The sequence below is a fragment of the Synechococcus sp. H55.11 genome (assembly GCF_047462475.1).
GTDB lineage: Bacteria > Cyanobacteriota > Cyanobacteriia > Thermostichales > Thermostichaceae > Thermostichus.
In genome coordinates, this window is sequence record NZ_JANSJI010000084.1 from 45766 (window position 1) to 72514 (window position 26749).

The window sequence follows — 26749 nt, forward strand, 5'->3', positions numbered from 1 at the left end:
GGGAGGGGGTTTTCAAGTGCTTTCTCGGGTAAAGGCATTGCTGACTGGGTCAATGCAGCAGCCTTTCTTGAAATGTTTTTGAGTTTAGGAGTTGGGTATGCGCTTATCGCGACGGCAACTGGTCAGCGGAGCCGCGCTGGGCTCTGTAGCCTTGGCGGCAGGCTTGCTGGGGCGTCCGGCCCGCGGCGCCAACCGGGAGGTGAACCTCTACACCTCTCGGCACTACGGCACCGATGAAAAATTGTACGACCTCTTCAAGGAGAAAACGGGCATTACTGTGAACTGGGTGCAGGGCAACGCCGACGAGATTGCCCAGCGCATCCGCAGCGAGGGATCCAACAGCCCTGCCGATATCTTTATGACCGTAGATATTGCCCGGCTGTGGCGCGCCCAGAACGAAGGCCTGTTTCAGCCCATCCAGTCCGAGACGCTCTCTAAGAACATCCCGGAATCGCTGCGGGATCCGGAAGGCTACTGGTTTGGCCTAACCAAGCGGGCCAGGGTGATCATGTACAACAAAGACAAGGTGGATCCCAAGGAGCTCTCCACCTACGAAGATCTGGCCAACCCCAAGTGGCGGGGCAAGGTGCTCACCCGCTCTTCCAGCAATGTGTATAGCCAATCTCTGACGGCCTCGATCATCTTGGCGCACGGGATCCCAGAAACCGAACAGTGGGCGCGGGGCTTGGTGGCCAACTTTGCCCGCCCGCCGGAAGGGGGAGACATTGATCAAATCAAAGCCGTGGCCGCTGGCGTGGGGGATGTGGCCCTAGCCAACACCTACTACCTGGCGCGTTTGATCAAATCCGACAATCCCGAAGATCGCGCCGTAGCGGAGAAAATCGGCGCCTTCTTCCCCAACCAAGAGGATCGTGGCACCCACGTCAACATCAGCGGCGCCGGCATTCTGAAAACAGCTCCCAACAAAGAGGCCGCCATCCAGTTTCTGGAGTTCCTCTCCGGCCCGGAGGCGCAGGCCATCTTCGCCCAGAGCAACAACGAATACCCGGTGCTGCCGGGGGCGGAGATCGACTCGGTGGTGGCCAGCTTTGGCACCTTCAAGGAAGACACGATCAACGCCGCCAGCATTGGCCGCGTTACCCCCGATGCCCTGAAAGTGATGGATCGGGCCGGTTGGCGATGAAAAGCGCCGGGGCTGCCAAGAGCTTTCTTCTTGGCTCCCCGGTAGGGGTCGCAGTGCAGCCCCAAAGCAGGATCAAGTCCCAAGTTTGAGTCTTGAGACTTAGCTTCTTTGTTTTTTCCTAAGATTTGCCTGACAATTGGGAAACAGTACGGTGAAGAAAAAGTTTTTGCCAGCTCTCAGGGATTTCAGCTGCAATTGATGGAAAAGTTAACTTGGCTAAATCTGGGTAAACGCTTTGACCATTCTCTCAAGAGAGCTTGGACGCGCTGGTTCAGCGGTTGGACGTTGCTGACCTTAGCCCTGACGGGCTTAATTTTGATTCCCACTCTGACGGTTCTCCTCAGCCTCTTTGCCGACGAGCGGCAGGTTTGGGAGCACCTGGCCGACACGGTCTTGGGGCTGTACGTGCGCAACAGCCTGCTGATGATGGTGGGGGTGGCGCTGGGAGTCATCCTGGTGGGCAGCGGCACTGCCTGGCTGGTGACAATGTGCGAATTCTGGGGGCGGGCCTGGCTGGAGTGGATGCTGGTGTTGCCCCTGGCGGCTCCTACTTATGTGTTGGCCTACGCTTACACCGATTTTTTGCAAGTAACCGGCGGCTTCCAGACCTGGCTGCGGCGGGTTACCGGCTGGGGGATCGGCGACTACTGGTTCCCCAACATTCGCTCCTTGTGGGGGGCGATCCTGCTGCTCGTCCTCACCCTCTACCCCTATGTGTATCTCTCGGCGCGGCTGGCCTTCCAGGAACAGTCGGTGGTCTGTTTGGAGGTGAGCCGCTCCTTGGGCTACGGGCCGTGGGCTAGCTTTTTCCGGGTGGCCTTGCCCTTGGCCCGGCCGGGGATCGTGGCCGGCTGTCTGCTGGCTTTGATGGAGACCCTGAACGATTTCGGCACCGTCAGCTATTTTGGGGTCGATACCTTTACTACCGGCATCTACCGCACCTGGACAGCTCTGGGCAATCCGGTGGCAGCAGCTCAGCTTTCAGCGCTGCTGTTGCTGTTGGTGTTGCTACTGATGGCCCTGGAGCAATTTTCCCGCCGGCGGGCGCGCTACTATCGCCAAGGATTCAAGCCAAACCCAAGTCGTTATCCCTTGCACGGGATCCGGGGGGTGGGGGCGTGGCTGGCCTGTGGGATCCCGATTGGGCTGGGCTTCGTTATCCCTGCCCTGATCCTGCTCCATATGACCCTGCGCCAGGGGGAGTTGGGCCGCCGCTTTTGGAGCTACGCCCAGAACAGCTTTCTCCTCTCGACGATCACGGCGGTGATCGCCGTCTTGGTGGCAGTGGCGGTGCTGTACGGTTTGCGGCTGCAGCGGGCCTGGGGCCTGCGGCTGGCGGTGCGGCTATCTTCCCTGGGCTACGCGCTACCGGGCGTGGTGATTGCAGTAGGAGTTCTGATTCCCCTGGGGCAACTGGATCAACTGCTGAGCTACTTGCGGCAGGCGCTCTTTCAACAGCCGCCCGGTCTGGTGATCAGCGGCACTATTGTGGCGTTGGTGTTTGGCTATCTGGTGCGCTTTTTGGCGGTGGCTCTGTCCACCGTCGAGGCGACGCTAGCGCGCATTCCTCCCAGCCTGGACGAGGCAGCCCGCAGCTTGGGGCAGGGATCCCTGGGCACCCTGTGGCGGGTGCACCTGCCCCTGATGGGGGGCGGGATCCTGGGAGCGATGCTGCTGGTGTTTGTAGATGTGATGAAGGAGCTGCCGGCCACGATGGTGTTGCGGCCCTTTAACTTCGATACCTTGGCCGTCCACACCTACCGCATGGCTGCCGACGAACGCCTGGCCGAGGCCGGCGCCCCCGCCTTGGCGATTGTCCTGGTGGGGATTTTGCCGGTGATCCTGCTCAACGCCCAGATAGCCCAGCGACGCAATCTAGGCTCCTCAAATAAAACGTCTCCCTACGTCCTTCCCTAACTCCCCTCTCCCAGAGGGAGAGGGGTTGGGGGTGAGGGTGGGAGAGAAGTTCATAGGGCCTCAGCTCCGGCAACGACCTCCAGGATCTCCTGGGTGATAGCCGCCTGCCGAGCTTTGTTGTAGGCAAGGCCCAGTGTGCGGATGAGTTCGCTGGCGTTGTCGCTGGCATTGTTCATGGCCGTCATGCGGGCCGCCAACTCGCTGGCCGCTGCTTCCTGCAAAGCCCGCAACAACTGGTTGTTCAAGTACAGCGGCAGCAGCGCGTCCAAAATCTGCACCGGATCCTGCTCGAAGATCATGTCTGGCGGCGGGGCTGAGACAGGAGCAACGATCTTGCTGCGCTCGACCGTGAACTCTCCCCCCCGCACCAGCAGGTTAAAAATCTCGTCGTCGCGGGCAGCCAGGCGCGTGGGATCCAGAGGTAGCAGCGATTGCACCACCGGACGGGAGCTAATCAGCGAGACAAAGCGGGTGTAGATCAGCTCCACCTTGTCTACTTTCTCGGACAGGAAAGCGGAGAGGAGCTGATCCCCTATTTGCGCAGCTTCCGCCGCCGTAGGAATCTGCGACAAGTTCACGTAGGTCTTGGCAATGGGAGCGGAGCGGCGCTGAAAATACTGCACCACCTTGCGGCCCACCAGGTAAAGCTGCACCTGCAGCCCCGTCTCCTGCAGCTCGCGCACCCGCTCCTCGGTGCGCTTGATAACGTTGGCATTGTAAGCACCGCACAGGCCCCGATCCCCAGCCACCACCAACAGGCCCACCGTTTCAATGGGCCGCTGCTTCAGCAGAGGCAACTCGACATTTTCCAGCCGCAACCGCGTTTGCAGCCGATAGAAAACCTGGGCTAGGCGGTCGGCAAAGGGACGGGTGGCCATCACCTGCTCCTGGGCCCGTCGCACCCGCGCTGCTGCCACCAGGCGCATGGCCTCTGTAATCTTGCGGGTATTTTTCACCGCCTTGATGCGATCGCGAATCCGCTTTAGGTTTGCCATAACCGATCCCCTCTGCTGTGGTTACTGGATGGGGATCCCCAAAGCAGGGATCCCCGGCAACTAAGCCGCCTTGGCCAGGAAGCTCTGTTTGAACTCCGTGATGGCGGTTTTCAAGATCTCTTCCGCCTCTTCAGTGAGTTGCTTGGTGGAGAGGACGATCTCCCCATACTTGGGATGGGTGGTGCCCAAGTAGGACAGCAGGCCCTGCTTGAAGCTGGAGACTTTCTCCACCGGAATGTCGTCCAAATACCCCCGCGTCCCGGCGTAGATAATCGCCACCTGCTGATCCAAAGACAGGGGCGAATATTGCGGCTGCTTGAGGATCTCCTGCAGCCGTTGGCCACGGGCCAATTGCTTCTGGGTGGCCTCGTCCAGATCAGAGGCAAATTGGGCAAAGGCTTCTAGATCGCGAAATTGCGCCAGTTCCACCTTGATCGAGCCGGCCACTTTCTTCATCGCCTTGGTCTGGGCCGCCGAGCCGACGCGGCTGACAGAGATGCCAACGTTGATGGCGGGGCGAATACCGGCGTTGAACAGATCCGACTCCAAGAAAATCTGCCCATCGGTGATGGAGATAACGTTGGTGGGAATATAGGCCGACACGTCGTTGGCCTGGGTTTCCACAATCGGCAGCGCCGTCATAGATCCCTCGCCCAGCCGGCTGTTCAGCTTGGCCGCCCGCTCCAGCAGCCGCGAGTGCAGATAGAATACATCCCCTGGGTAGGCTTCCCGACCGGGCGGACGCCGCAACAGCAGCGACATCTGCCGGTAGGCCACCGCCTGCTTGGAGAGGTCGTCGTAGACCACCAAAGTGTGCTTACCCTGGTACATAAAGTACTCGGCAATGGTGGCGCCACAATAGGGGGCCAACCACTGCAGCGGGGCCGGGCTGTCAGCGCCGGCAGCCACCACAATGCTGTAGTCCATTGCCCCTCGCTCGGTTAGAACGCCCACCACCTGGGCGATGGTGCTCTGCTTCTGGCCAATGGCTACGTAGATGCAGATCACATCCTGCCCTTTCTGGTTCAGGATCGTGTCCACGGCAACGGTGGTCTTGCCGGTTTGGCGGTCGCCGATGATCAGCTCCCGCTGCCCCCGCCCGATGGGGATTAGAGCGTCAATGGCGGTGATGCCGGTTTGCAGAGGCTCGTACACGGAGCGGCGATCGATAATGCCGGGGGCCGGGGACTCAATGAGGCGCGTCTCGGTGCAGTGAATCGGCCCTTTGCCGTCGATGGGATTGCACAGGGGATCCACTACGCGGCCCAGCAGGGCTTCCCCTACAGGGATGCTGGCAATTCTGCCCGTGGCTTTGACGGTGGATCCTTCTTGGATGTTCCGCCCGGAGCCGATCAACACTGCGCCGACGTTGTCTTCTTCTAGGTTAAGGGCAATACCGGTGGTGCCATCCTCAAATTCCAACAGTTCGCTGGCCATCACCTTCTCCAGGCCGTAGATGCGGGCAATGCCGTCTCCCACCTGCAGGACGGTACCGACATTGGAGATCTGCATCTCCTGGTTATACTGTTCGATCTGCTGCTTGATGATGGTACTGATCTCGTCTGGGCGAATCGTAGGCATAGCAGTCCTCTCAACGGAATAGGAAGGGATCCAAAATTATTAAGGAAAACTCTGGGCCAATTTAGGCCAACTGCAGCGCCAGCCGGCGCAACTGGCCGCGCAAGCTGAGGTCGATCACCTGGGATCCGATCTTGATGATCACCCCACCCAGCAACGTGGGATCTTGGGCAATCTGGAGCTCCACACCCCTGGCCTGCGTGAAGTCTCTTACCCGCTCGCGGATCGACTGCTGTTGCGCCTCCGTCAGAGGTACCGCCGTGGTCACCTCGGCCAGGACGATATCTTGCAGCTTCCGCTGCAGCTCCAAGAACCGCCGGCAGACGGCCTCGAGGAACATGATACGGCGACGGTCGCACAACAGCTTAAGAGCATTCAGCAGCAGGGGGTGGATCTGGTCGGCAAACACCTGCTGCAGCAGGTTTTTCTTGGCTTCCGCCTTGATCAGGGGGCTGGCGAGGAATTGGCCCAGCTCCGGCGTGGCCTGCAGAACCGCGGCCATAAAACGGATGTCGGCCTCAAAGGTATCCATTAGCCCCTGAGCAGAGGCAAGAGAAACCAGGGCTTCGGCGTAGGGATCGACCACCTTGGCGGCCATGGTGCGGCTGATCATGCTTTTCCCTTCCTCCTCCTTAGCGGGCAATCATCTGGATCCCTTGTTCGATCAGGCGCTGGTGAACCTGCTCGCTGAGGTGCTGCGGCAGCTCCTGCTCCACCTTGCGCAGGGCTTGGCGCACGATCTGGCGGCGCAGCTCCTGGACAATTTGCTCTTGTTCAGCAGAGAGATCCCTTTCGGCGTTGGCGCGCAGCCGCTCGATCTCCCGCTCCGCCTGCTGCAACAGCTCCTGCCGGCGGGCTTCCGCATTGGCCTCCGCCTGTTTGCGAATGCGCTCCGCCGCCTGCTGGGCCTGCGCCAGCTTTTGTTGTTCTTCCGCCAGCCTCTCGATCGCCTCCTGCTTGCGCTGCTCCGCCTGGCGCAGCTCCTCGAGGATGCCTTCTCGCCGCTTGGCCAGAGCTTCCCCCACCACCCGGCGCCCCAAAATGTACAGCAAGGTGAGGATGATGGCGATGTTGATTAAGTTGCTTTCCAGAATCGCATCCAAGAGCCCCTTTTCTGGGGATACTTCCGCGGCTTCTGCCACCGGCTCGGCCATGGCCAAAAGCCAAGCGGGCATCAGGCTCCACACCAGCATCACGCGCTACTCCCAAGGAATGTTCAACCGGCCACTTAACGGGCGCTGCCCAACAGCTTCTCGGTGATCTGGGCGGCAATGGCATCCACTTGCTGCTGCAGTTGTTCGAGCGCCGTCTGCTTTTCCTGCTCAACTTGCCGCCGCGCCGCCTCCAGCTTGGCTTGGATCTCCGTCTGGGCTGCCGCCAGCTTCTCCGCACGGATGCGGGCTGCAGCCGCTTCCGCCTCGGCGATCACCTGCTGCGCCTGTAGGCGGGCCTTGCCGATCTCAGCCTCGTACTGGCGGGTCAGAGCCATCGCCTTGTCCAACCGCTCCTGGGCCTCCGCCTGGGTGGCGCGGATGTAGTCGTTGCGGCTGTCGATGACCCGAGTAACCGGCTCGTAGAAAAGGGAGTTGAGCACGGCCACCAGCAGCAGAAATTGGACGGCAATGATGGGCAAGGTGGCATCCAGATCGAAGAGGCCATTTTTCTCGGCAGCTTCGACGGCCAACAAAGTTGAACAAATCATGAGGCCGCACCAACAGAAACAGGATCTGAGATCGAGCAGGGAAGGGGGGCAAGACCCCAGCTCTCGGCCTGGGCCGCCCCCAGAGGCATTAGGCGAAGGGGTTGGCAAACAAAAGTACCAGTGCCACCACCAAGCCGTAGATGGTCAACGCTTCCATGAAGGCCAGGCTGACCAGCAGGTTGCCGCGGATTTTATCTTCTGCTTCCGGCTGACGGGCCAGCCCTTCCATAGCGGCGGCGGCAGCATTCCCCTGGCCCAGCCCCGGGCCCAGGGATCCCAGGCCAATTGCCAGAGCAGCAGACAACACAGAAGCAGCAGAGGTTAACGGATCCATAGTGAGATGCTCCTTGTCAGTACAAAACAGAGGGTTGACACGAACGCAACAGCGCTTTGAGCGTCGAGGTGATCTGGCTTGATATTTAACCGATCGCCTCTTTGTCGGCGGCCTCTCGGCCCCAACAAACCTTACCAGAGAAGGGATCCCTTGCGACGACCCATTGGAGAGGTTTTGAGAGCTGGGCCCTGAACTCGGCGGTTGGCCCAACTCCTGGGTCAATCGTGGTGATCCCCACCCCCATGACCTTCCAGCGCCTCTCCAATGTAAGCTGCCGAGAGCGTCGCGAAGATCAAAGCCTGAATGGCCCCTGTAAACAGGAACAGGATCATCACCGGCACCGGGATCAACAACGGCACCAGCAACACCAACACCGCGATCACCAGCTCCTCTGCCAAGATGTTGCCGAACAGACGGAAGCTCAGCGAGAGAGGTTTGGTGAAATCTTCCAGGACGTTGATGGGCAACAGAACCGGCGTGGGCTCGATGTACTTTTTAAAGTAGGACAGCCCTCGCTTGCTAATACCGGCTACAAAATACATGACGCTGGTGAGCAGCGCCAAGCCGGCGGTGGTGTTGATGTCGTTGGTGGGAGAGGCCAGCTCTCCTTCCGGCAGGGGAATTAGCTTCCAAGGGAAGAGGTTGCCCATCCAGTTGGAGACAAAGATGAACAAGAACAAGGTGCCAACATAGGGCACCCAGGGCCGGAAGTTGCGCTCGCCAATCTGGGCGCGGGCAATGCTTTGCACAAATTCCAGGGCATACTCAACGAAGTTTTGCAGGCCAGCCGGCTCCCGCTGCAGTTGACGAGTCCCCAACAGCACCACGGCCAAGATCAGGGCGATGGCGATCCAACTGGCAATCAAAACCTGCCCGTGAACGGTGAATTTGCCCAGGTGCCAATAGAGGTGATGGCCGACCTCAAGTTCTGCTAGAAGAGGAGGAGAGGAGAAGAACAGGTTCATGGGCATCACGCAGAAGAGGATAAACGAGTCAGCGTCTGGACAAGATGAATGAGCAGGGCGACCTTGTAGGTCATGAACCCCAAAAAAATAGGCAAAATCTGTAAAGACTTCACCTGAGTGGCCAGGACGATCAGCCCGACAAACAGAGCCAAGCGCGTCACTCCCAGCCGGCTGCGACTTTTGCCCAGCTCCGCAACACCACGGCCCAGCATGCGCAGATAGACTACGCCAACGATTGCTCCGAGCAAGTAGTTGGCCGCCACCCCTGGGGAGTAGACCAGGGCCACTCCCACAGCGATGGCCAGACTCACGCCCAAGGTAACCACCACCAGCCATAGCTGCAGCGCTTCATAGCTCCTGCCAGCCATTGTCGCCTTCTCCCCCGAACCCGCTTCGCCCGGAGCAAGCGACGGCTGCGACGCACTCTGGCAGCCTAAATCCTCCTCCTGCTGGGACGGAGGCGGCGCCTCCTCTAGGGGAGGCAAAGGCTTGGGCTTCCACGGGGTCGCCTTCCAACGGGCAGGACTGTGGGAGAGAAGTCGGGAAGAACGTGCCATGGGAATGAGGTCACCACCTCTGAGGATCTGGCCTTAACCCAAAATAACACGACTAAGTAACAATACTTAACGAGTTGGGCCGGGCCAGGACGGGATGGAACCTTACAATCATCGCCTCGAAAGACGACTAGCCCTTCGACAGACGGAGATGTTCCTCTAAGAATCTACCACCTTCGCGGATCGGCAACGGCAAAAATGGAAAACTTTCTGAAAGCCCTCGGATGTAAAGTTTTGCCTAAGGTGGCCGAGAAGCTGCAATATTCTGTTACCTCCTGTTGTTTTGAGGTGGATCCCGCCGACCCTGCCGCTCTATATACTATGGGGCAGTGAGAAGAAAGGGCGAGGACGATCCCCGTGAGTTGGCTGGTCAAGGCGATCTGGGTGGACTACAGCTTGGCCGTGGCGCTGACGGTGGTGCTGCCGTTGGCTCTCCTAATTTGGGCTTTTGCGGTGGGGTTACGTCCTCTGATTCAGCTCTTGATCGTTTACTGGCGGGTGTCCAGCCTCTTGGCGGTGACGGTGTATTTGATGATTGGTGGCCTGCCCATCAGCTTCTTGAGCGGGGCGATGGCGCGGCTCTTGATCCCGGTCTGCCTGTGGTTCTGGCGAGATTGGAGCACTGCTCTCAGGCAGTCGAGAAGCTGGGCGGCACGAGCTTTTTTGCTCTGGCGGTGGGCTGTAACCGGTTACATGGGGGCCGGGATCCTCTTTTCGGGGGCCTTCGTGCCCTGCGCCTTCCGGGCTTCTCTATCGGCGGAGTGTCGAGCTTGGCTTGAGCCGCCGCTGGGGTTTCGAGAGATTTTCCATCCCAATGTGCCGCCGGAGCTGCTGGGGAGCGTGGGGGCGTGGGGCTTGGTGGCCTACCTGCTCTATAGCGTTTACTTTGTCTGGCGGCTGCGGCCCGGTGCAGACAAGGGGGAGCTGGCATGAGTGCTTTGCCCTGGCCGCTGGCCTTGGAGCGCTACAGCCAGGCTCACCCCCAGGAGGTGCTGCGGGTGGAGGTAGAAAGCGAGGGGGAAGTTGATTTGGTGCTGATCTACCGCGGCTACAGCAGCTCCCTGCGCCGGCCCACACCCCCCGATCCGGAAGTGGCGGTGATCCCTCCCCAGGCTCGCTTTTTGCAGTTGGAGCGCCTGAGCGCCCCCTATCACCCTGAGCGCTCGCAGGTTTTGGCCCTCTACCGCAACTGGGAAGAGCTGAGAGCTTGGCTGGCCCAGGCTGGGATCCCAGTGGCCGAGTGAGCAATTCCCGGTTCAACGCCCCACTGGGCTGGGTTGCCGCTGCAGGATGGTGTATTCTGCCGGCTGCAAGAGCGAGCGCCCTGTCATCTCGGCAGGTTGAGGCAGACCTAAGATCTCCAGAAGGGTGGGGGCCACGTCGGCCAGGGTGCCGTCGGAGCGCAGCTTGACGTTGCCGCCGCGACTGGGGATTTTGCGCTTTTCCCCCTCCACCAGGATGCAGGGGACGGGGTTGGTGGTGTGGGCGGTCCAAGGGTTGCCCTGCTCGTCCCACATCAGCTCGGCGTTGCCGTGATCCGCCAAGATTAAGGTGGTACCCCCCGCATCCACCACCGCCGCCAGCAGACGGCCCAGGCAGCGATCCACCGTCTCCAGCGCCCGCACTGTGGCCTCGAAGTTGCCGGTGTGGCCCACCATGTCGGGATTGGCATAGTTGAGCACCACCAGGCTGTATTCGCGGCGGGCGATAGCTTCGATAGCCTTGTCGGTCACCTCCACCGCCGACATCTCCGGCGCTTGGTCATAGGTGGCCACCAGCGGGCTTGGCACCAAGATGCGATCTTCGCCGGGAAAGGGCTGCTCGATACCGCCGTTGAAGAAGTAGGTGACGTGGGCGTACTTTTCCGTCTCGGCAATGCGCAACTGCTTGAGGCCGGCCTCGCTCACCACTTGGCCCAGCAGGTGATCCAGGTTCTGGGGCTTAAAGAGCACCTGCACCGGCAAGGTTGGATCGTACTGCGTCATGGTGATGAAGGTGAGATCCGGAATCAGACGGCGCTGGAAACCGGAAAAGTCGGGGCAGACGAAGGCTTGGGTGAGCTGGCGGGCGCGATCCGGTCGGAAGTTGAAGAAGATGACTGCATCTCCCGGCTGCACCGCCCCCGGAGCCAAGCGAGTGGGGGGAATGAACTCGTCGGTAACATCCTGGGCGTAAAAGTCTTCCATGACCTCAGCAGCGCTGCGGCCACAGCCAGGGCCGTCTTCCGTCAGGATCTCGTAGGCCTTCTGGGTGCGCTCCCAACGGCGGTCCCGATCCATGGCGTAGTAGCGGCCACTCAGGGTGGCGATGACGCCATTGCCCAGCCATTGCAGCTCTTTTTCCAGGGCGGCCAGAACCCTGGCCCCGTCGCGAGGCAAGGTATCGCGGCCATCGGTGATGGCGTGGACATAGGCCGGGATCCCAGCCTGGGCCGCCAACTTAAGCAAGCCATAGAGATGGTCGATGTGGGAGTGAACCCCGCCTTCGGAGCAGAGGCCGATGAAATGAAAACGGCCCCCTCGCTCTTTGAGTTGGCAACACACCTCCAGCAAGAGGGGCTCCTGGAAGAGGGATCCCGTCTCGATGGCGTCGCTGATACGCACCAATTCTTGCGGTACCACCCGCCCTGCCCCCAACGTCAGATGCCCGACTTCAGAGTTGCCCATCTGTCCTGCCGGCAGGCCCACAGCTCGACCTGAGGCTTGCAGCAGAGCATGGGGATAGGCAGCCCAAAGGCTATCCAGGACAGGGGTTTGGGCAGCCAGCACCGCGTTGCCATCGAGAGCGTCCCGATAACCCCAGCCGTCCAGGATTACCAGAACCACAGGTGCTACCGATTGCGAATCCATGAAATGGCCTCTCGTTTTTAAGACATAATACCAGCCCCGGCAACACGATACCGGATCTTACATGTGTGCTCAAGATTTCTATATTTCAATCTCCTTTTGAGAGAATAACGAGAGGCTTATAAAAGCATGATGAGCCTTTAATCCCAACCCATCTGAACAACTGTGCCTCAGTCAAGAGTATTTCTGCGCATGGAATTGCAGAGGGAATCCCCAGGAGCTGGGCTACAAGCGTTTGCGCAGAGAATCCGAGCGGCGCTTGGCAATGGCATTCTGGGGATCCAACTTCAGGGCAGTTTCGTAAGCTTCCAGGCTTGGGCCATAGAGATTTTTCTTCTCATAGGCATGGGCCAGGTTGTTCCAAGCGGTCACATAGCCGGGATCCGCTGCCACTGCATCTTTGTAGTAGCGGATGGCCAGGTCGTATTGCCCCTGGCTGAAGTAGGCAAAACCGAGGGCGTTGCAGACGGGGGGAATGTTCTCCCCAGCCACCTCTAGAGCTTTTTTAAGCTGGACGATGGCCTGGTCGTAGAGACGCTTTTGCAGATAGACGCTGCCCAACTCGTAGTGCTCCTGCGGGGATCCCTTGCCTTTGCTCAGGCGAGGCTGGAGCTGCCGGATGACTTTTTCCTGGGCCCGCACCCGCAGCACCTCACGCAGGACGAAGTAGCCTGCCACGCTGAGGATACCAGCCAAAGCCACCAGGTACAGGAGGGGAGCGTTGACGCCCATTTTTGCCTACTCCACTTGCCTATCCAGATTTGGCTTGCCGACGTTACGCCTGCAGGTGAGCCTCGATGAACCAAAGATCTTTGTCGATCTGGCGGGAGATCTCGGTAAACAGGTCGGCGGTGTCGGCATCCCCCAGTTCGGTGGTGCGGTCGATGTTGCGGCGGACAGCAGCCGCATACTGGCCGTAGCGGGCCGCCAAAGCCTGCAGGTGAGTCCGCCCCTCCTCAGCCGTCAGGTCGTATTCGGGCAAGTTCGAGGTTTGGGCGACGATGCGAGCGGTACCGCGGGCAATGCCCCCCAGAGCCGTAACCCGCTCCGCCAGCATGTCTACGTAGTTTTCCAGGGTGCCGGCAAAGGTGTCAAACATCTCGTGCAGGGCGATGAAGTTCATGCCTTTGACGTTCCAATGGGCCTGCTTCACCTGGGTTTTCAGATCCAGCGTGTCCGCCAAGGACTGGTTGAGCAACTCCACCAGTTGCGCGCGGGCCTCGGCCGGCAAGTCGATCTGGGTGGGGTAGAGACGGGTTTTTGCGGCGGTAACCATAGCCAACCTCCTAAGTTGTGTCTCCATTATCCGGGATCCGCTGTGAGGATCCCCAACTCAGCCCATACTAACACAAACTCAGAATGAGTATGAGTTAGTGAGCACTTACTTGCCGATGCAGAAGCGGCTGAAGATCTGATCCAGCACCGCTTCGGAGATCTCCTCGCCGGTGATCTGGCCAAGGGCGTGCAGGGCGTCGCGCAGGTCGATGCTCCAGAAATCGAGGGGGAGCTGCGCCTGCATAGCCTGAACTACCTGTTCCAGGCTGGCTTGGGCCTGGCGGAGGGCGGCGGCCTGGCGCTGGTTAAGGCTCACCTCCAGGTTGGGCTGGGGCCGTCCCTGGGTGACAAGCTGCTCCAGGGCCTCTTCCAGCTCCGGGATCCCTTGGCCTTGGGCGGCGACGGCGGGGACGCGGTGGGTAATCTCGGCGGGGAGGGGGATCCCGTCAGGGGGGGCGAGGTCGGTTTTGTTGATGACCAAGATGAGAGGGCGGTGGCGAATGGACTCGTAGATGGCGGCGTCGGCATCCGTCCAGCCGGCCTGGGCGTCGATGACCAGCAGCAGCACATCGGCAGCCTGGGCCAGCCGTTGGGAGCGCTCCACCCCCAGACGTTCCACGGGATCGTCGGTGGCGCGAATGCCGGCAGTATCCAAAAGCTGGACGGGGATCCCTCTCACCACCAACTGGGATTCCACCACGTCGCGGGTGGTGCCGGGCAGGTCGGTGACGATGGCGCGATCCTGGCCCGACCAGGCGTTGAGCAGGCTGGACTTGCCGACATTGGGCCGTCCGACGATGGCCACTTTCACCCCGGTGCGCAGCAGTTGCCCCCGCTCGGCGGTGGCCAGCAGGGCCTGCATCTGGGCCTGGATGGCTTGCAGCCGGGCCTGCCAAGCGGGAACATCCAGAGGGGGCAGATCCTCTTCAAAGTCGATGCGCGCCTCGATCTCGGCCAATAAGCCCAGCAGCTCCTGGCGCAGGGCGCGGATGGACTGTCCCAATTTGCCCTGCAGCCCCGCCAGCGCCATCTGGGCTGCCTGCGGGGAGCGAGCCGCCACCAGATCGACCACACTTTCGGCCTGGGTGAGGTCGATGCGTCCATTCAAGAAAGCCCGCAGGCTGAACTCCCCCGGCTGCGCCAGCCGTGCCCCCTGGCGCAGGCACTGCTGCAGCGTGGCCTGAACCACCATGATGCCGCCGTGGCAGTGCAGCTCCACCACGTCCTCATGGGTGTAGGAGCGGGGGGCCTGCATCCAGACGGCTAGGGCCTCGTCCAACCGCTGGCCCTTCTCATCGTGGATCCAGCCGTAGAGGAGGCGATGGCTCTCCCAGGTGGCGTTGCGGCGGGCGGGGGTAAAGATGGCCTGGGCAATGGCCAAAGCCCGCGAGCCGGAAAGGCGTACAATGCCAATGCTGCCCTGCTCGGGCACCACAGCGGTGGCAATGGCAGCAATGGTGTCGGCCAGGGGTGCAGTTAGATCCATGTGTAACAAGGAATGCGCTATGCCTTGGTTCCCTGGAAGCGGCAGGTGGTACCTAGGCAGGATCCCGGCCTTCAACTCGAAAGAAGCTGTAAAAAACTGTGCTCTCCCGCCGAGGTCAGGGTAGCTTGGCAGTGGCGACCTGCACGCGTCCTAACTATGAAGCCGTTACGCACGTTTAAGGTTACTCCCTACCTGCCGGCTGCTCTGGAAAGTCTGCGCTTGCTGGCCTATAACCTGCATTTTAGTTGGAACGTGGAAACCCGCAGCCTGTTCCAGCGCATGGATCCGGATCTCTGGGATGCCTGTGGCCACAACCCGGTGGCTTTGCTGGGGCAGATGCGGCAGGAGCGGCTGGACGAGCTGGCGGAGGATCCCGGCTTTTTGGCCCAGTTGGAACGGGCCAGCCAACAGCTCCAGAGCTACCTGCAGGAAGACACCTGGTACCGCAAGTATCGCTCGGCCCAAGCGGTGGAAGGGGAGTGCTACGCCTATTTTTCAGCCGAGTTTGGGCTGGCCGATTGTCTGCCCATCTACTCAGGGGGCCTGGGGGTTTTGGCCGGGGATCACCTCAAGGCGGCCAGCGACCTGGGCCTGCCGCTGGTGGGGGTGGGCCTGCTCTACCAAAAGGGATATTTTCGCCAGTACCTCAACCCCGACGGCTGGCAGCAGGAGCGCTACCCTGTGAACGATTTCTTCAACATGCCCCTGGAGCTGCAAAGGGATGTGGAGGGCCGCGAGATTCGCATTGAGGTGGACTACCCCAAGCGCAAGGTGTTTGCCCGCATCTGGAAGGCGATGGTGGGGCGGGTGCCTCTGTATCTTTTGGACACCAACATCGAGCCCAACAGCCAGTACGACCAAGACATCACCGATGAGCTTTACGGCGGCGACCAGGACGTGCGCATCCACCAGGAGATCATGCTGGGCATCGGCGGCGTGCGGGCTTTGCGCGCCCTTGGCATCCATCCCACCGTCTACCACATGAACGAGGGGCACTCGGCTTTTTTGGCCGTGGAGCGCATCCGCCTGTTGATGCTGGAGCAGGGGCTGAGCTTTGAAGAGGCTTGGCAGGTGGCCAAGTCCAGCCAGATGTTTACCACCCACACGCCGGTACCCGCCGGGATCGACCTCTTCCCGCCGGACAAAATCGACTACTACCTCGGCTTCTACTACAGCCAGATGGGCCTGAGCCGGGAGCGCTTTTTGGCCCTGGGCCGCGAAAACACCGGCGACTTCCAGTCCCCCTTCAGCATGGCGGTGCTGGCCATCAACATGGCCTCGTTTGTCAACGGCGTCAGCAAGCTGCACGGGGCGGTCTCGCGCAAGATGTTCAGCCGGCTATGGCCCGGGATCCCGCTGGAGGAGGTGCCGATTACCTCCATCACCAACGGGGTGCATGTCCGCACCTGGGTGGGGGAAGAGAACCAAGCCCTCTACGATCGCTACCTGGGGCCGGATTGGGCGGAGGCTCCCCCCACCGATCCTCTTTGGCAAAAGGTGGATCGGATCCCGGATGGGGAACTGTGGCGGGCCCACGAGCGCAGCCGCTCCCGCTTGATCACCTTCACCCGCGAGCGCCTGGTGGAACAACTGCAAAAGCGGGCCGCCTCGGCAGTGGAGATTCAGCGAGCCTCCGAGGCCCTCAACCCAGAGGTGCTCACCATTGGCTTTGCCCGCCGCTTTGCCACCTACAAGCGGGCCACCCTCTTGCTCCACAACCTGGAACGGCTCAAGGCCTTGCTCAACCATCCCCAGTACCCGATGCAGTTTATCTTTGCCGGCAAGGCCCACCCCCGCGATACAGCCGGCAAAGAGTTGATCCGCCAGATCGTGCAGGTGTCGCGCCAGCCGGAGTTTCGCCAGCACTTAGTTTTCATCGAGGACTACGACATGTACATCACCAGCCTGATGGTGGCCGGCGTGGATGTGTGGCTGAACAACCCCTTGCGCCCTCGCGAGGCCAGCGGCACCAGCGGCATGAAGGCGGCGGCCAACGGTGGACAGAACCTGAGCATTTTGGATGGCTGGTGGGATGAGGCCGATTACTACCAGACCGGCTGGCCCATTGGCCGCGGCGAGGAATACGAGGATCGCACCTACCAAGATGAGGTGGAGTCGAATGCCCTCTACGACCTGCTGGAACAAGAGGTTGCCCCTCTCTTTTACCAGCGCGGCAGCGATGGCCTGCCCCACGCCTGGATTCAGCGCATGAAGCAGGCGATTCGGCTCAACTGCCCCCGCTTCAGCACGCAGCGCATGGTGCTGGAGTATGCCGAGCGGGCCTACATCCCCCTCAGCAACTACTTTGACCGCATGCGCCGCGACAATTTCGAGTCGGCTCGCCAGTTCACCCGCTGGCGCAATCATTTGCAGGAGAACTGGTACAACATTCGGGTCCTCAATGTCCAGATTGAAACCCCGAAGAAAGCTTCCGCCGCCGGCCTCCCCTCGGCGCAAGATGACCAAGTGGTGATGGCCCGGGATCCCCTTACGGTGACTGTCGAGGTGCGGCTGGGATCCCTGCAGCCGCAGGACGTGATCGTCCAGGCCTACCAGGGGCCGGTGGACGACAACGGCCAGATCCAGAACGGCCAGGCGACCTCTTTGCCCCATGTGGAGACGATGGAGGATCGCGCCATCTTCTCCGGCCAGATTCGCTACGAGGCCAGCGGCCTACAGGGGCTGGCCATCCGCTTGTTGCCCTTTCACCCCGATATGCACGATCCCTATGAGCTGCGGCTGATGCTCTGGGCCTAGAATTCCCATTCCACCCACAAGGGAGACGGGAGGGGAACAGCCCCTTCCTATCCCGATCCAGCTTGAACGAAGAGAGATGCTCCAGATTCGTGAGGATTGGTGTTTGTCGCTGCCCAATCAGTCAGAATCAGAAAAACAGATTCAAACGGCTCCGGGTTGATGCCATGCTCAAAGCCCACGACTCTGCCGGTTTGCGCCTGTTGGTCGTGGCTGCCCTGCTGCTGGGGGGCTTGGCCAGTTGGCGGCAGGATCGCCTCTTGGCGGTGATGGGGCTAGCCGGTGCAGCGGCCATTTCTGCCTTTACCCGCCCCGCCATCTTGGCCTACAACCGCGGTCGCGAGCGGTGGCTGAACCGGGATCTGATAGGGGCCGTCGAGCAGCTCAACCTGGCGCTGCAACAGGATCCCCATTTGACCAACGCCCACCTCCTGCGGGGCCAAGCTTACCTCGAACTCGGCCAGCTTCCCCAGGCGCTGGCGGACTTCGACCAGGCCACCCGGTTGGCCCCGCGCCGGCCAGAACCTTACCTTTACCGCGGCCTGATTCGCCAGTCGCAAGGGGATCTGCAGGGGGCAACGGCGGAGTTGACCGAGCTGGTGCGCCTACACCCCAACGCCCCCCACCACCTCCGCTTGGCCAACCTGCTTATGCAACAGGGATCCCTGTCTTCAGCTCTAACTCACCTGGACGAGGCCATTCGTCGGGATCCCACCTCGGCGCCCGCCTATGCCTGCCGCGCTACGGTGTACGGCTACCTGGGCGAATGGGAGGCGGCTTTGTCCGATTGGTCGCAGGCCATCCGCTGGGATCCCTCTCCGGCCCATTACTATCGGCGGGGCGTTGCCTATGCTTGGGCCGATCGCTATGGCGAGGCCGTTGCCGACCTCAGCCGCAGCCTAGAAATAGAACCGCAGCAGCCCAACGCCCTTTACAGCAGGGGCAACCTTCTCTATGCGCTGGGGGAGATCAAAGCGGCTTTGGACGACTACGAGCGGGCTTTTCGCCGGGAAGCGGACATAAACTGCATCGACCGCTCCGACGAGTACGGCCTGTACGAACGGGGGCTGGCCTACTGGAACATGGGGGATAGAGAGACAGCTCTCTTTGATTTGCAGGCGGCCCTGCAGCTCAGCCGTCAACGTCGCAATCTGGCTTTGGAGCAGCGGGTGCGCCGGTCTTTGCCGCGACTGAGCGATCCAGACGGGGATCCTGGCTCTCCTCGGACGTAGGGGCCAGCTCCGGAACCCCCGACAGCGGCTGGCCGGGTTTTCTGCTCCTGTAGCAGGGGGGGATTGAGGCCAAAGCAGTAGCCGACATTGCGCACTGTCTGGATCAAGCTGGGCTGGCGCGGATCCCGTTCCAGCTTTTTGCGCAACGAGAGGATGTGGGTATCAACGGTGCGGGGGTTATCGGTGGAATCCGGCCACGCTCGCTCCAGCAGTTCCAGCCGAGAGACGGGATCCCCGTCTGCCTGCACCAGCACCATCAGCAGGCTGAACTCCTGAGGCGTGAGGTCGATCCCTTCCCCGGCCAAGGTGACGCGCCGTTGCACCAGGTCGATTTTGAGATCCCCATACTGCAGAAAAGTGGGAGGGATACGGCGACGCAGCCGGCGGGTCAGGGCCTGAATATGGGCGTCTAACAGGGGCAGGCTGAGGGGCTTGGTGAGGTAAGCGTCGGCCCCGGCTTCCAGCCCGGTGATGATGTCGGCTTCGGATCCCCGCTGGGAGAGCAGCAAAATCAGCAGATCGCACTGGCGATGGGCCCAGCGGCACAATTGCAGGCCGCCGCGGTTGGACAGCTCTGCATCCAAAATCAGCAGGTGGATGGGCTGCTGCTGCAGCAGGGTTTTAGCCTGGCGGATGGTCTCTGCTTGCCAAACTGGGTGCCCCGCCTGTTGCAAGTGCCAACCCAGCAAGCTGCGCAGATGGGGGTTGCCTTCTGCCAGCAAGATGTGCAAGGGTTGCATGGCTGTCCGGTTGGGATCCCGCCCACATCATAGACAACCGCGGGTCGTCTTCGGGCAATGCTGTTCTGGCATGTAGGGTATATAGATTGGACAATCTTCCACCCAGACCATGGTCGCTTCCCCACCTCCCATCTCCGAACGTAAGCAGGATCACCTGGACATTGTTCTGCAGCAGGACGTAGCCGCCAAAGGGATCCGCACCGGCTTTGAGCGCTTTTTCTTCGAGCATGTAGCTTTGCCGGAGCTGCTGTTGCCGGAGATCGATCTCAGTTGCCGGTTTCTGGGAAAACGCCTGCAGGCTCCCCTGCTCATCAGCAGCATGACCGGGGGAACGGACACAGCCCGCGAGCTCAACCTGCAACTGGCCAGTGCCGCTCAAGAATTGGGCATTGCCATGGGGGTGGGATCCCAGCGGGCCGCTTTGGAACACCCGGAGCTGGCCCGGACTTACCAGGTGCGCCAAGTGGCCCCGGATATTCTGCTGCTGGCCAACCTGGGTGCTGTTCAGCTCAACTATGGCTATGGGCTGGAGCAGGCGCGACGGGCGGTGGAGATGATCGAGGCGGATGCGCTGATTTTGCACCTCAATCCTCTCCAAGAGGCGGTTCAGCCCCAGGGGGATCCCGACTGGCGCGGGTTGTACGGCCGCATCGAACGCTTGGTGGCCCAACTGCCGGTGCCGGTGCTGGTCAAGGAAGTGGGCAATGGCCTCAGTGCCAAGGTGGCCCAGCGGCTGGCCGACTGCGGCGTGGCAGCCCTGGATGTGGCGGGGGCGGGCGGCACCAGTTGGAGCGAGGTGGAGGCCCATCGCCAAACAGAGGCCTTCAAGAAACGCATTGCCCACAGCTTCAGGGATTGGGGGATCCCAACTGCGTTGGCCCTGCTGGAAATTCGTCGCTTGCTGCCGGATTTACCCCTGGTGGCCAGCGGCGGCATCCGCAACGGCATCGACGTGGCCAAAGCCATCCGCCTGGGGGCCGATGTGGTGGGCATGGCCGCCCCCGCTTTACACGCCGTCTCCCAAGGACAAGCGCAGGCAGTGGTGGATACCTTTCGCGCCGTGATCGAGGAGCTGAGGATCGCAGCCTTCTGCACCGGATCCGCCAACTTGGCCCGGCTGCGGCAAGCGACCCTGCGGCGGCAGGATACTTGGGATCCCTTGTAGCGTTGACCAGAATCCCACCGATCCCCCGGCTCCTCTCCCAAACGGAGAGAGAAAGGAAGTTGCTAATGGGTTTTCTCCGGCGCCGATTCCCCTACCACGACCACCGCTCCCATGTCCCCCAGCAGGCGCGACTGGTTGCGCAATAGCCCCAGCAAGTTAAGCCGGTTGGCCCGCCGCAGGGGATCCGGATCCATCACCAAGACCGCCTCAAAAAACCGCGCTACCTGCGGAGCAGCCGCTTGCAGAGCTTCCACCAAGGGGACGAGGTCTCCCCGCAAGGCCGGCTCCACCCCTAGGTGGTAAACCCTCTGGCAGGCTTCGTACAGCTCCCGTTCTGCTGCCTCCTGCAACTGGCCGGGATCCACAGCGGCTGCCGGATCCACCACGGCGTAGTCTAAGTCCCCTTGGGCTGCCAGGCGGGCACAGCGATTGAGGGTGGGATAGAGATCCGCCAATTCCCCGGTAGCCCGCAAATGTTGCAGATACTCGGCCCGCAGCAAGGTCAAAGGCAGGTTGCTCAGGGCCCGCAAGGTCAGTTCCGATTTCTGCGGATCCTCTGTCTGCACGGATTCAGGATCCCCGACCACGGCTCTGACCAAGTCATAGTCGATTCGCTTTTCTTCCTGCAAAAGGGTTTGCAGCCGCTGGGCGAGAAACTCCTGCAACGCTTTTAAGGTCTTTTCATCTCCCGCTGCGTAGTCCTGCACCACCCTTTGCAACAGGGAGTTGAAGTCAAAGCTCCAGCCGGCCTCCCAGGCAACCAGCACCAGGCTGTTGGCGGCCCGCCGCAGGGCAAAGCGATCCGAAGAACCACTGGGGATCCGCCCCAAGCGAAACATGCCCACCAGAGTGTCCAGGCGATCTGCCCAGCCCACCACCCGCCCGGTTAAAGAGGTGGGCAGAGCCTCCCCCGCCCCCAGAGGCCAGTAGTGTTGCTCGATCCCCTCAGCCACCGCCTCCGGTTCCCCATCCTGCCGGGCGTAGTCGGCCCCCATGATCCCCTGCAGCTCCGGGAACTCGTACACCATCTGGGTCACCAGATCCGCCTTGCACAGTTGGGCCGTGCGATCCACCAGCGCCTGCTCCTGGGGATCCAAATTCAAGGCAGCGGCGATGAGACGGCTGATGTGGCGGATGCGCTCCACCTTATCCCGCATCGATCCCAGCCCCTCGGCAAAGGCGACTGCCTGCAGCCGCTCCACCCGCTCCGCCAAGGGGATCCGCCGATCCTCTTCGTAGAAAAAGCGGGCATCGGCCAAGCGTGCCCGCACCACCCGGCTGTTGCCCGCCGCGATCCGCTCCGACTGCTCAGGATCACCATTGGAAATGGTGATGAAATAGGGCAGCAATTTCTGGGGATCCCGGCCATCCCGTACCGGGAAGTAGCGCTGGTGGGTGATCATCACCGTCTCGATCACCGCAGGGGGCAATCGCAAAAACTCCGGCTCAAAGCGCCCCAGAACTGCTGTTGGCCACTCCACCAACTGCACCACCTCTTGCAGCAGAGAAGGGGGGATCTGGGCGCGGCCGCTCACCTGCTTGGCCAGCTTGGTCACCTCCGCCTGGATATGGGCCGCCCGTGTTGCCGGATCGGGACTGACCCCGACCTCTTGCATTTGCCGGACATAGCTCTCGGCCCGCTCCAAAACAAGCCGCTGGGATCCCAAAATGCGGTGCCCCCGACTCACCCGCCCGGCCACCAAGCCCGACATGGAATTGCCCTCATGGGTCGGCAGCAGCAAAGGCAGCACCTGATCATCCCAAAGGGAAACCAGCCAGCGGATGGGGCGCGGAAACTTCAAGTCTCCATAGCCCCAGCGCATCAGCCGTTCGCCGCTCAAGCTGGTGATCCAAGTGGGCGCCAATTCCTGGAGCACCGCTGCTGTCGGTCGACCCCGCACCCGCTGCACGGCAAAGACAAAGGATCCCTTGCCCACCTGCCGGATTTCCAGGCTACCGGGATCCACCCCTTGTTTTTGGGCAAACTTTTCCCCTGCCGGGGTGAGCCGGCCGTCTTGGTAGGCCACCTGAGCCGGCGGCCCCTTCACCTCTAGGACGCGATCCGGCTGCTGGGTGGGCAACCCCTGCAACAGAACCGCCAGGCGGCGTGGCGTGCCGAAAAGCTGCATCTCCTCGGCCTGCAGATGGGCTTCTGCCAAAGAGGCCGGGATCCCGGTTTTCCATTGCTCTAGGGCTGAATCCACAAAACTGGCCGGCAGCTCCTCACAGCCGACTTCTAGCAAATAGGCAACCATACCCCTATGCTCTTAGCGACATCCCCCCTGGGGATCCCAGTTTATCAGGGGAGCCGGGGCGGCGTTCACACAAGCGCTCTAACCCGCCATCAGTACCAAGTGGGATCCCCTGCTGCCAGAACGCCCTCCTGCGGACGTGCCGGGGAGGCAGCAGGCAGATGCACCACAAGGATGGAAAGGCTAGGCCGGTTGCGGGCAATGGTCTCCGGCTCTCGGCTCAGACGGGAGCGGCTGCGGGCTTCGCTGGGGATCAACATCAACACATCTCCCGGCTGCAGCGCTTTGAGCACCTCGGCCACCAGCCCTCCTTGCACCCGTTGGAGCGGCAGATGGGCGTAGCTTTCCGCCACCAGGGCCGGGGAGCGCTCCCGCGGCGGTCGGGTTTGCACCAAAAGAATCTGCAGCGCCGCCTTCAACTCCTCGGCCAGCGTCTGCGCCAGCCCGATGGTTTGCTGCAGGGATCCAGAAGACACTTCCAACTCTGGGGCTGCCAAAAGGATGCGCCGCGTCGTCTCAATCGGGACAGGAAACCGCGTAATCAACACCGGGATCCCCACCTGCCGCACCACTGCGTCGATGACACTGCCGAAGAAATTCTCCGCATAGGTGGAGTAGCCCTTCCAGCCCAGGATTACCAAGGTAGCCTGCCGTTCCGCTGCCGAGCGAACGATCCCTTTTTCCACCGAATCATCCACCCGGCGAATCGGCTCCACTCGGGCCACGGCGCTGTGGGCCAAAGCTTCGGCAAAGGACAGCAACTGTTCCTGCCGAGAAAGGGCCGCGGGCGAGATCCCAGCCCGGTCAGACAAAACGTGCAGCGGCAGCAGCGTCCCCCCTTCTTTTTTGACCAAAATCAAAGCCAACTGCAGCAGGTTGCTTTCGGTATCGGGGTTGGCGACCGGCACCAAGACGCGGGATCCCCAGGCTGGTTTGGGCAAGTCGCCGGCTTCTGCCGCCACCTCTGCAGGCTGGAGTCGCTCGCCCCAGCGGGCCACGATCCAAGGCGAGGCAATGCAGGTGATCAGGATCATGGCGATGGTGCCGTTTACCGTCAGCTCATCCACCAACTCCACGTTAAAGGCCACCGTGATCGCCGCCAAAGTAGCCGCCGCCTGGGCCACCGACAGGCCGAACATGACCATGGCGCTGGCCAAGCGCCAGCCGAACAGTTGGGCCGGGATCCAAGCCGCCAAAAACTTGCTCACCACCTCCGCTGCGATCATCACCCCGCCCACCAGCAGCGTGCGCGGCTCGCCCAAGAGAATGCTGGGGTTGATCAGCATTCCCACCGAGATCAAGAAAAACGGCACAAACAACGTGTTGCCGATAAACTGAATCCGGTTCATGAGGGGGCTAAGCTGGGGAATGAGGGGGGTGATGGCCGTCCCGGCCAAAAAGGCGCCCACCACCGGCTCAATGCCGATCAACCCCGCTCCGTAGGCCACCACAAACAGGGTAGCGATCACAAAAGTAAACTCTGCCCCCTCGTCGTGGCCGAAGCGCCGGAAAAACCAACCGCCCAGCTTGGGCACCCCCCAGAGGGTGGCAAAGGTGTAGAGGGCAATCGAGGGGATCAGCGTCAGCCAAAATTGCAGCGTCAGCCCGCCTTGGTGGGCGCGCACCACCACCGCCAGCACCAACAACGCCAAGACATTGGTAATTAGCGTCGCCCCCAGGGTGGCTGTCACCGTCTGCAGGCGCATCAGGCCCAACTTGGAGACGATCGGCAGGGCAATGAGGGTATGGGAGGCAAAACACGAAGCCACCAGCACCGCCGCCAGAAAGCCATACCCCAAAGCCAGCATGGCCGTCGTGCCGATCACCATTGGCAATAGAAAGGTGAGCACCCCAAAGACGCTGGCCTTCCAGGCATTCAGCTTCAGATCCTCCAGGCTGGTCTCCAGCCCGGCCATGAACATGAGAAACAGCAGCCCCACGGTGCCCAGCAGGACGATGGTCTCATCCCGCTGCAAGATGCCCAAGCCGTAGGGCCCCACCACCAAGCCGGCCAGGATCAGGCCGATGATCCCCGGCAGGCGCAGCCGCTCAAACAGCAACGGCGCCACCAGCATGATCGTCAGGATGATCAGGAACACCAGAACCGGGTTTTTCACCGGGCCGAGCATGGCCAGAGGGATCCCTGAAATTGGCAGCCAGTTAGCCAGCATAGATACCCGACAGACAGCAACCCGCAGACTCGGCAAAGCGCCCGCCTGAGTTTATCAGATTCATCCAGATCCAGATAGCTCTCCATGGCCCACAGCCTTCGTCCAGTCTTCAATCTCCGCCAGGGCGTTTAACAAGCATTCAAAATATATCAAGATATATCAAGAACACGCTGGGAATGAAGACAGCCTGGCGGTGGCGCCCGCAAAGAGGCGAGAGAAACTTTCGAGAAACACACATTAAAATCGGAGGGTACATGCTCTTGGGCCGCTTATGAACCAGCTTGCTCCTGGAAAAGTGATCGGTCAGCGCTATCAACTGGTTCAGAACATTGCGGCAGGGGGCATGGGGCAGGTGTTCAAGGCTGTGGATACCCGCCTGTTCAATCGTCCGGTGGCGGTGAAGCTGTTGCACCAAAACTTGGCAGGCGATGAAAACACCTGCCGTCACTTGCTCAAGCGCTTTCAGCAGGAAATTCGCATCAGTACCCTGCTGGGGGAGCACCCGGCCATTGTCAAGGTGCTGGATTACGGTCTGGAGAACAACCAACCTTATTTGGTGATGGAATACCTGACGGGGCGCAGCTTGGGAGAACTGATGCTCAAGCACCCGCTGCTGCCCCCTCAGCAGGTGGTGAAGATCGCCCGCCAAGTGTGTGCCGGTCTCTACTATGCCCACAATTTGGAGACCGAGCAAGATGGCCACCTCATCAAAGGAGTGATCCATCGCGACATCAAGCCCAGCAATCTCTTTGTTTTGAAAGATGAGACCCTGGGAGAGACGGTCAAGATCCTGGATTTTGGCATCGCCAAGTTGCTGAGCGACGTTTCTTTGGCCCTCGGCACCCAAACCACCGGCTTTTTGGGGACGGTGCGCTACGCCTCTCCCGAGCAGGTGCGCGGCGAGGAATTGGATCCCCGCTCCGACATCTACTCATTCGGCGTGGTGCTCTACCGCATGCTGACCGGGCAACACCCCCTACAGCCCAAGACCGATTCTTTTCCCGGTTGGTACGAGGCCCACAATTACCAACAGCCTCGGCCCTTCGACCGCTCCCAGTTGCCTCATGAGATCCCGCCGGCGCTGGAGGAAGTGGTGCTTGCTTGTCTGGCCAAAGACCCCGGCCAGCGGCCCCAGACCATGAGGCTCCTCAGCGACCAATTGGAGAGATCCCTGCAATCCCACAACAGCGCCGGATCTTCCCTCACGCCCCCTCCAACAACCTCGCCGTTTTCCGAGCGCACCCTGGCAGCCATCGATGATTGGGAAGGCGCCCAGCCGGACTCCAGGGACAGGCAGATCCCCCTCTGGGGAGGGATAGCTCTTTTTGCCGCCATTGCCGGGAGCACTTTTTGGGGCCTGCGTCTGCTTTTGAATCCGGGTACAGACATTGAGAGACCGCCTGCTGTTCCTTTGCCCTCTGACACCGATGAGCGGGAGGCCGGCCCAGATCCACTGCTGGACTGGCTGCTGCGGGATGGTGAGCCAGTGTTTGAAGATGATCCTGATCCGGTTCGGGAGAACCCTCAAGACCATCCTCAACCCGAACCCACGCCCACATCGCCACCCACCCCAGCCCCCCCCGGCCCGGGTGGCGGGCCTCGCCGCCCGGCCGCGCGCGCTGGGGGGGTGGTGTGCGGG

23 protein-coding genes are annotated in these 26749 nt (G+C 61.3%); 8 read left to right on the forward strand and 15 right to left on the reverse strand.

Annotated elements, in window-relative coordinates:
- Nucleotides 1–91: 91 nt before the first annotated feature.
- On the forward strand, nt 92–1144 hold the full coding sequence (locus NW853_RS03845; RefSeq protein ID WP_414347854.1) for a Fe(3+) ABC transporter substrate-binding protein: 1053 nt from the start codon (nt 92–94) through the stop codon (nt 1142–1144).
- A gap of 198 nt (nt 1145–1342) precedes the next feature.
- Nucleotides 1343–3061: an ABC transporter permease gene (locus tag NW853_RS03850; protein ID WP_414347857.1), complete on the forward strand. Its 1719-nt coding sequence runs from the start codon at nt 1343–1345 to the stop codon at nt 3059–3061.
- A gap of 50 nt (nt 3062–3111) precedes the next feature.
- Here the strand turns inward: NW853_RS03850 and NW853_RS03855 are convergent, their stop codons facing one another.
- The 8 genes from NW853_RS03855 to NW853_RS03890 form a co-directional block, all read right to left on the reverse strand.
- Nucleotides 3112–4056 (reverse strand): F0F1 ATP synthase subunit gamma, encoded by a 945-nt coding sequence (locus tag NW853_RS03855; RefSeq protein WP_414333069.1) that lies wholly within the window; start codon nt 4054–4056, stop codon nt 3112–3114.
- A gap of 60 nt (nt 4057–4116) precedes the next feature.
- Complete coding sequence (atpA, locus tag NW853_RS03860) at nt 4117–5637, reverse strand: F0F1 ATP synthase subunit alpha (protein WP_414347859.1); 1521 nt, start codon at nt 5635–5637, stop codon at nt 4117–4119.
- Nucleotides 5638–5698: 61 nt separating this feature from the next.
- On the reverse strand, nt 5699–6247 hold the full coding sequence (gene atpH, locus NW853_RS03865) for an ATP synthase F1 subunit delta (protein ID WP_414333066.1): 549 nt from the start codon (nt 6245–6247) through the stop codon (nt 5699–5701).
- 19 nt (nt 6248–6266) lie between these two features.
- Nucleotides 6267–6827 carry a F0F1 ATP synthase subunit B gene (locus NW853_RS03870; protein ID WP_414347861.1) on the reverse strand — a complete coding sequence of 187 codons (561 nt, stop codon included), beginning with the start codon at nt 6825–6827 and terminating at the stop codon, nt 6267–6269.
- Between the two features lie 35 nt (nt 6828–6862).
- On the reverse strand, nt 6863–7336 hold the full coding sequence (locus tag NW853_RS03875) for a F0F1 ATP synthase subunit B' (RefSeq protein WP_414347863.1): 474 nt from the start codon (nt 7334–7336) through the stop codon (nt 6863–6865).
- 88 nt (nt 7337–7424) lie between these two features.
- Complete coding sequence (atpE, locus tag NW853_RS03880) at nt 7425–7670, reverse strand: ATP synthase F0 subunit C (protein ID WP_011430931.1); 246 nt, start codon at nt 7668–7670, stop codon at nt 7425–7427.
- 218 nt (nt 7671–7888) lie between these two features.
- The gene (atpB, locus tag NW853_RS03885; RefSeq protein WP_414347865.1) at nt 7889–8635 is read right to left on the reverse strand and encodes a F0F1 ATP synthase subunit A; all 747 of its coding nucleotides are present in this window, start codon (nt 8633–8635) and stop codon (nt 7889–7891) included.
- 5 nt (nt 8636–8640) lie between these two features.
- The gene (locus NW853_RS03890; protein ID WP_414333058.1) at nt 8641–9003 is read right to left on the reverse strand and encodes a hypothetical protein; all 363 of its coding nucleotides are present in this window, start codon (nt 9001–9003) and stop codon (nt 8641–8643) included.
- A gap of 543 nt (nt 9004–9546) precedes the next feature.
- Here NW853_RS03890 and NW853_RS03895 point away from each other — a divergent pair.
- Together NW853_RS03895 and NW853_RS03900 are read left to right on the forward strand one after the other, a co-directional pair.
- Nucleotides 9547–10122, forward strand: a complete 576-nt coding sequence (locus NW853_RS03895) for a DUF3177 family protein (RefSeq protein WP_414347868.1) — start codon at nt 9547–9549, stop codon at nt 10120–10122.
- Complete coding sequence (locus NW853_RS03900) at nt 10119–10433, forward strand: hypothetical protein (protein ID WP_414333055.1); 315 nt, start codon at nt 10119–10121, stop codon at nt 10431–10433. The genes NW853_RS03895 and NW853_RS03900 overlap by 4 nt, the downstream gene beginning before the upstream one ends.
- A 12-nt stretch (nt 10434–10445) precedes the next feature.
- Here the strand turns inward: NW853_RS03900 and gpmI are convergent, their stop codons facing one another.
- The 4 genes from gpmI to mnmE all read right to left on the reverse strand — a co-directional run bounded on the left by gpmI (nt 10446) and on the right by mnmE (nt 14796).
- A complete protein-coding gene (gpmI, locus tag NW853_RS03905; protein WP_414347871.1) occupies nt 10446–12038 on the reverse strand; it encodes a 2,3-bisphosphoglycerate-independent phosphoglycerate mutase in 1593 nt (530 codons plus the stop codon).
- Between the two features lie 222 nt (nt 12039–12260).
- Complete coding sequence (locus tag NW853_RS03910; RefSeq protein ID WP_414333052.1) at nt 12261–12767, reverse strand: tetratricopeptide repeat protein; 507 nt, start codon at nt 12765–12767, stop codon at nt 12261–12263.
- A gap of 43 nt (nt 12768–12810) precedes the next feature.
- Nucleotides 12811–13311 (reverse strand): DNA starvation/stationary phase protection protein Dps, encoded by a 501-nt coding sequence (gene dps, locus NW853_RS03915; protein ID WP_414337237.1) that lies wholly within the window; start codon nt 13309–13311, stop codon nt 12811–12813.
- Between the two features lie 105 nt (nt 13312–13416).
- Nucleotides 13417–14796: a tRNA uridine-5-carboxymethylaminomethyl(34) synthesis GTPase MnmE gene (gene mnmE, locus NW853_RS03920; protein WP_414347872.1), complete on the reverse strand. Its 1380-nt coding sequence runs from the start codon at nt 14794–14796 to the stop codon at nt 13417–13419.
- Nucleotides 14797–14952: 156 nt separating this feature from the next.
- On the opposite strand from mnmE, the gene glgP reads away from it, so the two are divergent.
- Both glgP and NW853_RS03930 read left to right on the forward strand, forming a co-directional pair.
- Nucleotides 14953–17553, forward strand: a complete 2601-nt coding sequence (glgP, locus tag NW853_RS03925) for an alpha-glucan family phosphorylase (RefSeq protein ID WP_414347875.1) — start codon at nt 14953–14955, stop codon at nt 17551–17553.
- 164 nt (nt 17554–17717) lie between these two features.
- Nucleotides 17718–18782, forward strand: coding sequence for a tetratricopeptide repeat protein (locus NW853_RS03930; protein ID WP_414347877.1), 1065 nt, complete (start codon nt 17718–17720; stop codon nt 18780–18782).
- Here NW853_RS03930 and NW853_RS03935 read toward each other — a convergent pair.
- On the reverse strand, nt 18689–19522 hold the full coding sequence (locus NW853_RS03935) for a response regulator transcription factor (RefSeq protein ID WP_414347880.1): 834 nt from the start codon (nt 19520–19522) through the stop codon (nt 18689–18691). The genes NW853_RS03930 and NW853_RS03935 overlap by 94 nt on opposite strands.
- Nucleotides 19523–19631: 109 nt before the next feature.
- Here NW853_RS03935 and fni point away from each other — a divergent pair, with 109 nt between their 5' ends.
- Complete coding sequence (gene fni, locus NW853_RS03940; protein ID WP_414333042.1) at nt 19632–20687, forward strand: type 2 isopentenyl-diphosphate Delta-isomerase; 1056 nt, start codon at nt 19632–19634, stop codon at nt 20685–20687.
- Between the two features lie 62 nt (nt 20688–20749).
- On the opposite strand, the gene glyS is transcribed toward fni, so the two are convergent.
- Both glyS and NW853_RS03950 read right to left on the reverse strand, forming a co-directional pair.
- The gene (gene glyS, locus NW853_RS03945) at nt 20750–22942 is read right to left on the reverse strand and encodes a glycine--tRNA ligase subunit beta (protein ID WP_414347883.1); all 2193 of its coding nucleotides are present in this window, start codon (nt 22940–22942) and stop codon (nt 20750–20752) included.
- Between the two features lie 89 nt (nt 22943–23031).
- Nucleotides 23032–25110 (reverse strand): cation:proton antiporter, encoded by a 2079-nt coding sequence (locus NW853_RS03950; RefSeq protein WP_414347885.1) that lies wholly within the window; start codon nt 25108–25110, stop codon nt 23032–23034.
- Between the two features lie 271 nt (nt 25111–25381).
- Between NW853_RS03950 and NW853_RS03955 the strand changes: the two genes are divergently transcribed.
- The coding region (locus NW853_RS03955) for a serine/threonine-protein kinase (RefSeq protein ID WP_414347888.1) at nt 25382–26749 on the forward strand (1368 nt) is incomplete at its 3' end.

What these genes read in the sequence shown, in the direction of transcription:
- NW853_RS03850 (WP_414347857.1), top strand. Translation starts at nt 1,343, where the DNA reads ATGGAAAAGTTAACTTGGCTAAATCTGGGTAAACGCTTTGACCATTCT.
- NW853_RS03855 (WP_414333069.1), bottom strand. Translation starts at nt 4,056, where the DNA reads ATGGCAAACCTAAAGCGGATTCGCGATCGCATCAAGGCGGTGAAAAAT.
- atpA (WP_414347859.1), bottom strand. Translation starts at nt 5,637, where the DNA reads ATGCCTACGATTCGCCCAGACGAGATCAGTACCATCATCAAGCAGCAG.
- atpH (WP_414333066.1), bottom strand. Translation starts at nt 6,247, where the DNA reads ATGATCAGCCGCACCATGGCCGCCAAGGTGGTCGATCCCTACGCCGAA.
- NW853_RS03870 (WP_414347861.1), bottom strand. Translation starts at nt 6,827, where the DNA reads ATGCTGGTGTGGAGCCTGATGCCCGCTTGGCTTTTGGCCATGGCCGAG.
- NW853_RS03875 (WP_414347863.1), bottom strand. Translation starts at nt 7,336, where the DNA reads ATGATTTGTTCAACTTTGTTGGCCGTCGAAGCTGCCGAGAAAAATGGC.
- atpE (WP_011430931.1), bottom strand. Translation starts at nt 7,670, where the DNA reads ATGGATCCGTTAACCTCTGCTGCTTCTGTGTTGTCTGCTGCTCTGGCA.
- atpB (WP_414347865.1), bottom strand. Translation starts at nt 8,635, where the DNA reads ATGAACCTGTTCTTCTCCTCTCCTCCTCTTCTAGCAGAACTTGAGGTC.
- NW853_RS03890 (WP_414333058.1), bottom strand. Translation starts at nt 9,003, where the DNA reads ATGGCTGGCAGGAGCTATGAAGCGCTGCAGCTATGGCTGGTGGTGGTT.
- NW853_RS03900 (WP_414333055.1), top strand. Translation starts at nt 10,119, where the DNA reads ATGAGTGCTTTGCCCTGGCCGCTGGCCTTGGAGCGCTACAGCCAGGCT.
- gpmI (WP_414347871.1), bottom strand. Translation starts at nt 12,038, where the DNA reads ATGGATTCGCAATCGGTAGCACCTGTGGTTCTGGTAATCCTGGACGGC.
- NW853_RS03910 (WP_414333052.1), bottom strand. Translation starts at nt 12,767, where the DNA reads ATGGGCGTCAACGCTCCCCTCCTGTACCTGGTGGCTTTGGCTGGTATC.
- dps (WP_414337237.1), bottom strand. Translation starts at nt 13,311, where the DNA reads ATGGTTACCGCCGCAAAAACCCGTCTCTACCCCACCCAGATCGACTTG.
- mnmE (WP_414347872.1), bottom strand. Translation starts at nt 14,796, where the DNA reads ATGGATCTAACTGCACCCCTGGCCGACACCATTGCTGCCATTGCCACC.
- glgP (WP_414347875.1), top strand. Translation starts at nt 14,953, where the DNA reads ATGAAGCCGTTACGCACGTTTAAGGTTACTCCCTACCTGCCGGCTGCT.
- NW853_RS03930 (WP_414347877.1), top strand. Translation starts at nt 17,718, where the DNA reads ATGCTCAAAGCCCACGACTCTGCCGGTTTGCGCCTGTTGGTCGTGGCT.
- NW853_RS03935 (WP_414347880.1), bottom strand. Translation starts at nt 19,522, where the DNA reads ATGCAACCCTTGCACATCTTGCTGGCAGAAGGCAACCCCCATCTGCGC.
- fni (WP_414333042.1), top strand. Translation starts at nt 19,632, where the DNA reads ATGGTCGCTTCCCCACCTCCCATCTCCGAACGTAAGCAGGATCACCTG.
- glyS (WP_414347883.1), bottom strand. Translation starts at nt 22,942, where the DNA reads ATGGTTGCCTATTTGCTAGAAGTCGGCTGTGAGGAGCTGCCGGCCAGT.
- NW853_RS03950 (WP_414347885.1), bottom strand. Translation starts at nt 25,110, where the DNA reads ATGCTGGCTAACTGGCTGCCAATTTCAGGGATCCCTCTGGCCATGCTC.